The organism is Saccharopolyspora sp., assembly GCF_017434145.1.
Classification (GTDB): Bacteria; Actinomycetota; Actinomycetes; order Mycobacteriales; family Pseudonocardiaceae; genus Saccharopolyspora_C; species Saccharopolyspora_C galaxeae.
In genome coordinates this window covers 1-10,933 of sequence record NZ_JAFRFW010001020.1, presented here as the reverse complement: position 1 = coordinate 10,933, position 10,933 = coordinate 1, and the positions used below count along the sequence as shown (strand labels likewise).

General features: G+C 71.7%; 8 protein-coding genes. 2 read left to right on the top strand and 6 right to left on the bottom strand.

Annotated features, from left to right (window positions below; translation table 11 throughout):
* Positions 1–120 precede the first annotated feature (120 nt).
* From IJH84_RS27810 to IJH84_RS27790, 5 genes are read right to left on the bottom strand one after another with little or no spacing between them, the layout of a single operon-like run.
* Positions 121–2,355: a thiamine pyrophosphate-dependent enzyme gene (locus IJH84_RS27810; RefSeq protein ID WP_295150873.1), complete on the bottom strand. Its 2,235-nt coding sequence runs from the start codon at positions 2,353–2,355 to the stop codon at positions 121–123.
* Positions 2,352–3,443 carry a LysR family transcriptional regulator gene (locus IJH84_RS27805; RefSeq protein ID WP_295150871.1) on the bottom strand — a complete coding sequence of 364 codons (1,092 nt, stop codon included), beginning with the start codon at positions 3,441–3,443 and terminating at the stop codon, positions 2,352–2,354. Before IJH84_RS27805 ends, IJH84_RS27810 begins: the two co-directional genes overlap by 4 nt.
* Before the next feature lie 6 nt (positions 3,444–3,449).
* A complete protein-coding gene (locus tag IJH84_RS27800) occupies positions 3,450–4,625 on the bottom strand; it encodes a Glu/Leu/Phe/Val dehydrogenase dimerization domain-containing protein (protein ID WP_295150868.1) in 1,176 nt (391 codons plus the stop codon).
* A 48-nt stretch (positions 4,626–4,673) separates the two neighbouring features.
* The gene (locus tag IJH84_RS27795) at positions 4,674–5,816 is read right to left on the bottom strand and encodes an FAD-binding oxidoreductase (RefSeq protein WP_295150866.1); all 1,143 of its coding nucleotides are present in this window, start codon (positions 5,814–5,816) and stop codon (positions 4,674–4,676) included.
* Positions 5,813–7,399: an aldehyde dehydrogenase family protein gene (locus IJH84_RS27790; RefSeq protein ID WP_295150864.1), complete on the bottom strand. Its 1,587-nt coding sequence runs from the start codon at positions 7,397–7,399 to the stop codon at positions 5,813–5,815. Before IJH84_RS27790 ends, IJH84_RS27795 begins: the two co-directional genes overlap by 4 nt.
* 313 nt (positions 7,400–7,712) lie before the next feature.
* Here IJH84_RS27790 and IJH84_RS27785 point away from each other — a divergent pair, with 313 nt between their 5' ends.
* Both IJH84_RS27785 and IJH84_RS27780 read left to right on the top strand, forming a co-directional pair.
* Positions 7,713–8,657, top strand: a complete 945-nt coding sequence (locus IJH84_RS27785; RefSeq protein ID WP_295150862.1) for an ornithine cyclodeaminase family protein — start codon at positions 7,713–7,715, stop codon at positions 8,655–8,657.
* Positions 8,658–8,673: 16 nt separating this feature from the next.
* Entirely contained in the window at positions 8,674–9,471 is a 798-nt protein-coding gene (locus IJH84_RS27780) for a serine hydrolase (RefSeq protein WP_295150859.1), read from the top strand.
* Between the two features lie 52 nt (positions 9,472–9,523).
* Here IJH84_RS27780 and IJH84_RS27775 read toward each other — a convergent pair.
* A partial coding sequence (locus tag IJH84_RS27775; protein ID WP_295150857.1) for an amidohydrolase occupies positions 9,524–10,933 on the bottom strand: 1,410 nt, incomplete at its 5' end.

Below are 10,933 nucleotides of genomic sequence, written 5' to 3'. Positions count from 1 at the left end.
GGCGGTTCCGCGCCTAGCATGGCGGTGCCGGCGGCGCAGGGGAGTGCGCCGTCGGCCCTTTCGCCCGGACGGCCTCCGCCGCGGTCCGAGGGCCGGAATCTTCGGTCAGGGCCGCGGCGATCACCCGTCGCGGGTCGGGCGGGTGCCGTCTCCCGTGGCGGCGTCGGACGTTCCCGCCAGCAGCTTCCGCGCGGTGTCCTCGATGTCCTGCTCGTCCAACAGCACGTGGTACGCGGCGTCGCCGAGCGGGATGAAACTGTCCTCGCTGGTGACCCGCGCGATCCTGCCGGCGAAACCCGCGTCCGCGAGAGCGGTCACGACCGGTTCGGACACCCCGCCGCTGCGCCGCGTCTCGTCGGCCACCAGCACCGACCCGGTCGCACGCGCCGCCGCCAGCAGGTCCTCGGTGGGTAGCGGGCTCAGCCACCGCAGGTCCAGCACGCGAACCCCGGCCCCTTCGCGCTGCAACCGCCGCGCGACCCGGAGGCAACGCGGTAGCCCGTTGCCGAAGGTGACCAGCGTCAGGTCGGTCCCGTTCCCGTAGGTGCGCGCCCGCCCGATCGGTACGTGTCCGCCGACCGGATCGGGGTAGCGCGCCAGCCATCCTTCGTCCCCGGTCTCATGCAGGTCCCGCTCGTGGTACAGCGCGATCGGTTCCAGGAACACGCATACCCGTCCATCCTCGTGGGCGGCTGCTACGCAGGTGCGCAGCATGGCGGCGGCATCGTCCGGGCTGGCCGGGGAGGCGACCACCAGGCCGGGGATGTCGCGCAGCGCGGCGACGGAATTGTCGTTGTGGAAGTGCCCGCCGAAACCTTTCTGGAAGGCGTAGCCGGCGATGCGCACCACCATCGGGTTCCGGAAGCGGCCGTCCGAGAAGAACCCCAGCGTCGCGGCCTCACCCCGCAGCTGATCGGCGGCGTTGTGCAGGTACGCCAGGTATTGGATCTCCGGAATGGGCAGCAGGCCGGCCGTTCCGGCCCCGAGCGTGGTCCCCAGCACGCTCTGCTCGTCGAGCACCGTGTCGAACACCCGCAGGCCCCCGAACCTGCGGCGCAGACCGCGGGTCACCCCGTACACGCCGCCCTTGCCCGCGACGTCCTCACCGAACACCAGCACACCGGGATCGCCCGCCAACGCCGCCGCCAGCCCGTGATTGATCGACTCCGCGAGGGTCAGCCCCCGGTCCGGAACCGTCGCCTGCTCGGTCGGTCCACGGCGGACCCGGTCCCGGACGGCTTCCGGGTGCTCGGAGGCGATCGTTGCCATGACGTCCCGGCTGTCGGCGAGTTTCGGCCGGGACAGCGCCTGTTCGGCGATGCGCGCCACCTCGGCCCGCTTCTGCTCGTAACGCTCCAGCACCTGCTCGGCGGAGAGAACTTGTTGCCGCACCAAGGTTTTCGCGGTGGCGAGCAGTGGGTCCCGCGCGTGCTCGGCCACGATCTCGGCACGGGAGCGGTAGGCGGACTCCACATCGGACCCCGCATGCCCCATCAGCCGCACCGTGCGCAGGTGCAGCAACGCGGGCCGGCGATGTTCGCGCACCCAATCCGCCGTCTCGGCGGCGACCCGCAGGCACTGCTCCGGATCGTCACCGTCCACTGTGGAGTAACGTAGTCCCGGTCTGCCGGAGTGCGCGGACTCCACCCAGTCGTGCGGAGTGCGGACGCTGATGCCGAGCCCGTTGTCCTCGCACACCAGCAGCAAGGGCATCGGTAGCCCTTGGTGGGCGCAGTGCAGCGCCGAGTTGATCGCCCCGAGGGCGGTGGAGTGGTTCATCGAGGCATCGCCGAAGCTGCACAGCACCACCGAATCCGCGGGCCACTCGGCGCAAACGCCGAGTTGTTCGGCGCGCGCCAGCGAGAACGCCAGCCCCATCGCGCGCGGCAGGTGCGAGGCGATCGTCGAGGTCTGCGGGATGATCCCGAGATCGCCGTGACCGAAGACCTTGTGCCGTCCCGCGGAAATCGGCTCTTCGGCGGAAGCGACCACGCCGAGCAGTACGTCCCGCAGCGGGTCCTGTCCCGGCACTTGGCTCGCCCGCCGCAGGTAGAACGCGCCGGACCGGTAGTGCAGCAGCGCGGGGTCCGTCGGGCGCAACGACGCGGCGACCGCCGCGTTCGACTCGTGCCCGGCCGAGCCGATGCTGTAGTAGCCGAGCTTGCGGTGCCCCAGTTCCCGAGCTGCGAAGTCCAGGTGCCTGCTGCCGCACTGCGCGTCGAACAGCTCCAGCAGTTCCTGGCGCGCCGCGGCCGGATACCGGGCCGCTGTCGAGGAATCGGCGGTGCCGCATCCGGCCACAGCGGACCGGAAGTGGTCGTCGATCGGCTCGGACCTGGCGGGTTGCTGGGTCATGATCGCTCCGCTTCGATGCGCCCGGACGTCGGCTCGTTCTCCTCCGGGGTGATTGCTCGATCGGTGTGCACCGCGTCGTGCTCGGTGCCGTTCTCGCGGGCCGGCGGTGCGGGTGCTGCCGGACCCGGACCGGAACCGGATGTCCGGTCCCTGCTGCCCCGGGGCGGGTGCTCGAAGTCCGATTTCCACAGCACCGCGAGTTCCGACCCGGCTCGCGTCAAGCAGTCCAGTGCGATCGGCAGCAGCGGGTTCGTGTTCTGCTTGCGATACAGCGTCCGCACCCGCCGATACGGTTGCCGACCGGCGATCCGGGCGAGCCGAACCCCGCCACCGCTGGGCGCGAGCCCCGGCAGCACGGCGACCCCGAGCCCGCGCGCCACCAGATCGCGGATCACCGAGTAGTCGTTGCTGCGGAAGGTGATCCGGGGGACGAACCCGCTGGCCGCGGCCAGCCGCACCAGCGACCGCGCACCCGCGGTGTCCTTGCGGGTGCAGATCCAGGACTCCTCGGCCAGTTCCTCCAGAGCGACCTCCGGGGAATCGGCCAGCCGGTGGGATGCGGGCAGCGCCAGCCGCAGCGGCTCGGCGAGCACGTCGTCGGCGCGCAGGTCCGACGGCCATTTCCGGGGATCCAGGTCGTACTCGAAGACGACCGCGGCATCCAGCACTCCGTCCAGCACTCCGTCCAAGACTTCGTCCGGCTCGCCCTCGTCGAGCTGCAGCTCCGCGCTCGGGCGCCGCGCGATCACCGCGGCCAGCACGGACGGCAGGATTCGCGCGTTGGCGGTGGCGAACCCGGCCAGCCGCAGACTGCCCTCGTCGCCGCTGACCATGGCGTGGACTTCACGTTCCAAGGCGTCCAACGCGCCCAGCGCGTCACGGCTGCGTTCGGCCAAGCGCATCGCCAGCGTGGTGCTGCGGGTGCTGCGCGCGGAGCGCTCGAAAAGCGGTGCTCCGACGGCACGTTCCAGCAGCGCCATCTGCTGGGACACCGCCGATGCGGTGTAGCCGAGTGTCCGGCCCGCTTCGGCGAACGATCCGGTGCGCACGCACTCCTGCAAGGTTCGCAGGTGGATGGGGTTGAGCATCGCCGATCACCCGCAGGCGCCGACCGGTTCGGCGTCGACCCGCGGCAGTCGCCCGCGCAGTTCCATAGCCGTGCGCACCCGGTGCTGAGCCAGTTCCAGCGCCGCGTGGTGCGGCTCGATCCGCCGCTGCGCAGCGGTGCGCAGCACGAGAGCGGTGTTCGCCCGGCACCGCTCGGCGACCTCGTGCAGTATTCGCGCCGGTTCCGGCCGGAACGCCGAGCGGCGCGCGTCCATGGCGAACCCGGCGGCGATCGCACCGCCCGCGTTCGCGATGAAATCCGGCACCACCTGGACACCCCGCGCGGCCAGCAACGCGCGGGCGCCGGTCGTGGTCGGCAGGTTCGCGCCCTCGACGATCAACTCGGCGCGCACTCCGGCTGCGACCTGTTCGCCGATCACGTCCTGCTGCGCAGCGGGCACCAGCACGTCGCAGTCCACCAGCAGCTCGTCGCCGCGGCCGAGCCGCTGCGCGGAGGTAGCGGCGTGCACGCACGCATCGCCCCGTTCGGCGCGCGCGGCGAGCCACCACGGCACATCCAGGCCATCCGGATCGTGCACGGCGCCCTGCGCCGTGGACAGCGCGACGATCCGCGCCCCGAGCTCGTGCAACCGGCGGGCTGCGGCGGCGCCGACAGCGCCGAACCCCTGCACCGCGACGCGGACCCCGTCGAGCGAACGGCCCCGCAGTTCCAGCGCGCTTGCGATCGAGGCCGCCACCCCGTGGCCGGTGACGCCGAGCTCGTCGTACGGGACGCCGCCCAGTTCCTCCGGCACCCCGACGGCCGCGCCGCGGTCGCCGAGCTCGTCCTGGATGATCGCCGCGTCGTGCTCGGTCATGCCCATGTCCAGACCGGCGACGTAACTGGCCGGAACCTGGTCGGCCAGCCTGCGCGCGAACGCCCGCACCACCCGTTCCTTGTCCGGTGCGGCGGGATCGGCCGCGATGCCCGCCTTGGCGCCACCGTGGAAGAGGTCGGCGGCGGCCCACTTCCACGTCATCACCCTGGCCAGCTTGGCGATCTCGCCGACCGTGACACCGGGGCTCATCCGGATGCCGCCCTTGCCGGTGCCGCGCGCGGTGTTGTCCACCACCAGCACGCCGCGCATCCCGGTGCGGGCATCGGAAACGCAGACGATCTTCTCCGGACCCCACTGGTCCATGGACTGCAACAGGTCGTTCACAACTGCCTCCATCGCCGCCGACCGGTCGCCCGGTGTCCGGCTCGGTGTTCAGACGAGGTTCCGTTCGGGGCGGTGCCCGGCGCGGTCGAAGCGCGCCACGTCGAGAGCACCGACGTCGACCGGCGGTGTGCGGCCGAGGACGAGGTCCCGCAGCACTTCGCCGATCGCCGGGCTCTGCAGGAAGCCATGCCCGGAGAAACCGGTGGCGTACCACAGGCCCCGCACCTGGCCGGCCTGCCCGACGAGGGCGTTGTGGTCGGGCGTGATCTCGTACAGGCCGGCCCACCGGTGCGCCGCGCCCGCGGTCGAGAACCGGGGCGCGCGGTGCGCGACGGTCTCGGCCAGCAGCTCCAGCCAGCTGTCGTCCGGATGCGGATCCGAGCTGTCGGCGGGATCGGGCATTCCCATCAGCAGCCCGGGGCCTTCCTCGTGGAAGTAGAAACCGGTGCCGAAGTCGATGGTGAACGGCAACCGGCCCGGCAGGTCCCGGATCGGCTCGGTGACCACGATCTGCCGCCGCAGCGGCCGTACCGGCAGTTCGACCCCCGCCATCGCGGCCACCGCCGAAGACCACGCTCCGGCCGCGCAGAGCGCGGTGGAGGTCGCGATGACACCGGAGTCCGTGCGCACCCCGGTGACCGCCTCGCCTGCGGTGTCGATGCCGGTCACCGCGCAGTGCGGGAGCACGGTCCCGCCGTGCCTGCGGATACCGGCGGCGTAGCCGTGCACCACGGCCTCCGGCGTGCAATGGCCGTCGGTGGGGGAGTAGGCGGCGGCGAGCACGTCCTGCACGGACACCATGGGCGTGAGCTCGGCCGCCTCGGCAGCGGTGAGCATCCGGCTGGGCACCCCTAGCTCGTTCTGCAACCGCACGCCGTCCTCGAACGCCGTGACGTCCGCAGGTGCGGAAAGCAGGAACAGGTAGCCGTGCTGGCGCAGGTCGATCTCCGCTCCGGGACGCTCACCGAACTGCTCGAAGGCCCGCAGGCTCCGCGCGCCGAGCGCGATGTTGACCGGGTCGGAGAACTGCGCCCGCACTCCGCCCGCCGCCTTGCAGGTGCTGCCACCGCCGAGCTCGCCGCGGTCCAGCAGGACGACGTCCATACCGGCTTCGGCCAGGTGGAAGGCCGCCGATGCGCCGATCGCCCCGCCACCGATCACCACGACGTCGGCCGTGGCGGGCGGGTTCACGGCGTCCCGCCCAGCTCGGGCGGCAGCCGGTAGCCGCGGTCCGGCTCGATGGTGTCCACGTCCATCTGGGCCTTCTGCAGCTTCCCGGAGAAGTCCCAGTTGAGCGATTGCCAGCGGGTGAACTGGTCCAGCACCCAGATGCCGGATTGGCGACTGCCGTTGCCGGACCGGCCGTTGCCGCCGAACGGCAGGTGCGCTTCCGCGCCGGAGGTCGAGTTGTTCACGCTGACCATGCCCGCGCGAGTGCCCTGCCGGAAGCGGAAGGCCGTGGCGGGATCGCTGGTGTAGACGGCGGCGGAGAGCCCGTAACCGGGTGCGTCGCCGAGTTCGATCGCCTCGTCGAGGTCGCTGAAGGTGCTCACCCCGACGATCGGCCCGAAGGTCTCGTGGGTGAAGACGTGGTCGTCCGGGCGCAACCCGTCCAGCAGCACCGGGTGGTAGTACAGCCCGGACTCCGGATCACCGCGAAAGCCCGTGCGGGGCGCGGACGATCCGATCCGGCCGACCGCGTCCGAACCGAGCACCTTGTGGTGATCGGCGATCGTCTCCAACGCGGATTCGAAGCCCGCGGCGAAGCGCTCGTCCAGCATCGGGCCGTAGAGCACGTCCCCGCCGGGATCCCCGATCGCCGCCGCGCGCAGCGCTTGGTCCAGCCGCCCGACGAACTCCTCGTGCACGTCCCGGTGCACGATCAGATTGCCCAGCGAGGTGCAGCGCTGCCCGGCGGTTCCCCAGCCGGAGAACAGCGCGCCCTCCACCGCGAGGTCCAGATCCGCGTCCGCGGCGACGACCATCGGGTTCTTGCCGCCGAGTTCCAGGCACGGGCTCTGCCGGTGGCGCCCGCACAGTTCGCCGACCCGGGAACCGACCGCGGTGGACCCGGTGAACCCCACCTTGTCCACCAGGCCGTCTTCCAACGCCGATTCCAGTCCGCTGAAGGTCGACTCGCCATCGGCGTAGACGAGGTTGAGCACGCCCTGCGGCACACCGGCGCGCCACGCCAGCTCGGCCACCGCGCGCGCCGCCGCAGCGGCGTATTCGGCCGGTTTCCACACCACCGCGTTGCCGCAGAGCAACGCCGGGACCAGGTACCAGGACGGCACCGCGACCGGGAAGTTGCCCGCGGTGATCACCGCGACCACGCCGACCGGCACCCGGAAGGTGAACAGCTGCTTGTCCGGCATCTCCGATGGCACCGTCTGCCCGTAGAGCCTGCGCCCCTCACCGAGGAAGAAGTCGCAGGTGTCCACGATCTCCTGGACCTCGCCGAGCGCTTCGGCGTAGGGCTTGCCGATCTCCCTGGTGACCAGCCTGGCGAGCGAGTCCTTGTTGGCCTCCACGAGCCTGCCCAGCTCCGCGACCGCTCTGCCGCGCACCGGCGCCGGTACGCGCGCCCACTCCCGCTGCGCGGTGCGCGCGGCCCGCGCAGCCGAGTGCAGCGCGGAGGCACCGCCGAGGTGGACCTCTGCCACCACGTCGTCCAGATGCGCGGGATTGCGCGAGCGGTACACCTCGCCCTGCGGGTCCGGTGCCGCGTCGCGGGTGCCGGTGCCGATCACCGAACTCAAGGTCGTCGACTCCACGGGTCCACCTCTTCCTCGGGGTTGCGTGTTCCTCGGGGTTGCGTGCTGCGGTCGCGGGCCGCTCGGTTCCGCGATCGGCCGCCGGATTCGGCTGATCGATCCGGGGAATCGGCCTGGCTGTTCGATCTGGACGATCGCACTGCGCGATCAAGCGCGATACCCACCGTAACCGTTCAGGCGTTCGACCATCGAGCACCAGAAGAGTGATTTCCCAACTTTCTGAGCGACAGCGCTGCTTGGTCCGGCTCCCGGCCGCTGTCGCGACCCGCTCCGGCTGTGGCAGTTTCCGGATGTGCGCGGCGAGGAGGACCGGATGACGAACCCGCCCGAGACGTGGACCGACGAAGACGTCCGGGCCGCTCTGGACCCGGACACCGCGATCGCGTCGCAGCGCACCGCGTTCCGGGCGCTCAGCGACGGGCGAGCGCGGATGGCGGAGAAGGTCGCGCTCGGCGTCGGCGCGAACACCGCGCTCGGCTACCTCAGCACGCTGTCACCGGACCACGGCGCGGTCAGCAAGCTCGTCGCCGTGCATCCCGGCAACGGCTCGCTCGGGCTTCCCGCGATCAGCGCCACCGTGCTGGTCTTGGACGCAGCGACCGGTCGGCTGCGGGCGACGCTCGCGGGTACCGCGCTCACCGAACTGCGCACCGCCGCGGGCAGCGCCGTCGCGGTCGACGCGCTCGCACCGCGCGGTGCCGACGAGTTGGCGGTGCTGGGCTCGGGGGTGCAGGCGCGGGCGCACGTCCGCGCGTTCGCTCGAGTCCGCGAGCTGCGCGCGGTGCGGCTCTACAGCCGCAACCGGGGTCGCCGGGAAGCCGCCGCGCGGGAGCTCGATGCCGAACTGGACGTCGACGTGCGCCCCGCGGACTCGCCGGAGGCTGCCGTGCGCGGCGCCGCGCTGGTCGCGACCTGCACCCTCAGCACCGATCCGGTGCTCGGCCCGGTCGACCCCGGCACCACCGTGATCTCGGTAGGCGGTTTCGAACCGCACCGCAGGGAAGTCGCGCCCGCGCTGGTGCGCCAGGCGGCACCGGTCGTCGTGGACGACGTCGAAACCGCAGCCGGGCACGCCGGCCCGATCATCGCGGCGCTGGAGCAAGGCGCGGTGTCGGTCGAGGAGCTGCATTCGCTCGGCGACGTGCTCACCGGCCGCCGCGCCGGGCGCACCGACGAAGAACAGGTCATCTTCTACAACAGCGTGGGAGTCGCGGTGCAGGACGCGGCCGCCGCGCACGCCGTGCTGGGGACCTTGTAGCGGAAAGGGGCCGAAGGTGACTTTCGCGGAACGGCTGGGTGCGTCGCTGCAGCAGGCGTGGGAGACCTTTCCCGGGCAAGTCAACTTCGCCGCGTGGGACCTGCAAGAGCGGGAACCGGTGCTGCTCGGCGCGAACCGCGAGGTGCACCCGGCCAGCACGATCAAGGTGCTGATCATGATCACCGCGCTCCGCGAGGCGCACGCCGGCCGCGTCGCGCTGGACACCTCGGTCGCGTTGCCCGCCGAGCGGACCGGAGGCTTCGGAGTGCTGCGCGAACTGCCCAGCGTGCACCGCGTAGCGCTGGCGGACCTGATCACGCTGATGATCGTGGTCAGCGACAACGCAGCGACCAACGCCGTCATCGACATCATCGGTTTCGACGCGATCGCCGAGTGCACCGCTGAACTCGGCTGCGAGCGCACTCGCGTCGAACGCCGCTTGATGGACGTGCACGCCCCTGGCCGCAACACGACCTGCGCGCTGGATCAAGCGCGCGTTCTGGACCGGCTGGCGACCGAGCGCGCGTTGCCGCCGGAGCTCACCCGGCACGCGTTGGGAGTGCTGGCTCGCCAGCAGGTCCGGGACCGGCTACCGGCGTTGCTGCCCGCCTCCGCGCGGTGCTGGAACAAGACCGGCGAGATCAGGGGCGCGCGGCACGACGTGGCGTTGATCGGCGACGATCGTCCGCGCGCGGTGGTCGCGGTGCTCGTCGACGAGCTCACCGACGAGTTCTCCTCCCGCGGCAGCGGGCGAAGCGCGGTCTACGACCACTTCGCCGACCTCGGCGTCCGGGTGTATCGAGCGCTCGGCTGATCTTGTGGGACAGCGCGGATCTCGATGACGCCGACGGGAGATGCCGGCGCGCTCAGCCGAGCCGGTCGTGCACGACGACACCGTCCACGGCGGTGAGGTCTACGCGCGCGCGTCCGATCTCATCCGGCGGTACGCGGAGCAGATCGCGGTCCAGCACGACCAAGTCGGCGGCCTTGCCGATCTCCAGCGACCCGGTCTCGTGCGCGAATCCGTTCGCGCGCGCGGCCCCGCGCGTGTGCGCCGCCAGCGCGTCGGTGAGCCCGATGGCCTGCTCCGGCTGGAAAGGTTCGGCCGCCGCTGCCGGAACGGTCCGGTTGACCGCCGCGTGCACCGCCGCGAGCGGGTCGATCTCGGACACCGGCCAGTCGCTGCCCGCCGCCAGCGGCGCACCGGAGTCGAGCAGCGACCGGAACGGGTATTGACGCCCGGAACGCGCCGCCCCGAGCCGCGGAATGGTCAGCTCGGTCATCGCCGCGTCGTTGATCGCCCAGGCGGCCTGGAGGTTCGCGGTGACGTCCAGCTCCCGGAACCGGCCGATGTCCTCATCGCGCACCACCTGCACGTGAGCGATCTGGTGGCGCAGGCCCATGGGACCGTGCGCGGCACGTGCAGCCCCCACGGCGTCCAGTGCGTCGCGGACGGCCCTGTCGCCGACAGCGTGGAAATGCGTGGAGAACCGTGCAGCGTCCAAATGCGCGAGTGCGCTTCGCAGGTCCTCTGCGGACAGATACGACAGCCCGCAGCCGTGCGCGCCCACATACGGCTGGACCATCGACGCGGTGAGGTTCTCGCAGACTCCGTCACCCATGATCTTCACGTGCTCCGCGCGAAAACGGTCACCCCGACCAAGACGGCGGCGCTCGACGAGATCCGGAACCTGCTCGATGCCGCGGCGGCGATCCCACCACAGTGCTCCCTGGACGCGTGCAGTGAGCATCCCGCGCCGGTCGAGATCGCGATAGGTGCCCAAGGTGTCCGCGTAGCCGAGGTATTCCCCGACGATCGCGTCCTGCCACCCGACGACCCCGTGCGCGTGCATCAGCCGCTGAGCGTCCAGCAGCGCCGCCGTGTACTCCGGCGGGTCGGGTTCCGGCAGGACGCGCGCGACGAGGTCCGCGGCCCCCTCGTGCAACGTCCCGGAAGGACGGTCGTCGGCGTCGCGTTCGATCCAGCCGTCAACCGGGTCGGGAGTGCCCCGGTCCACTCCGGCGAGCCGGAGCGCTTCGGTGTTCACCCAGACGCTGTGGTGGTCACGGTTCACCAGATACGCAGGACGCCCTCCCGTCACAGCGTCGAGGGCTGTCGCGGTCGGCGCACCTCCCGGGAAGAGCGCGGGATCCCAACCACCGCCGAGTACCCATCCGCGCCCGTCGTGCTCACCGACGATCCGCAGGCATTCCGCGGCGCTGGACGCGGCGGTGAGGTCGCACCGCGCCCGCAGCAGCCCGCCGAAGACCGGGTG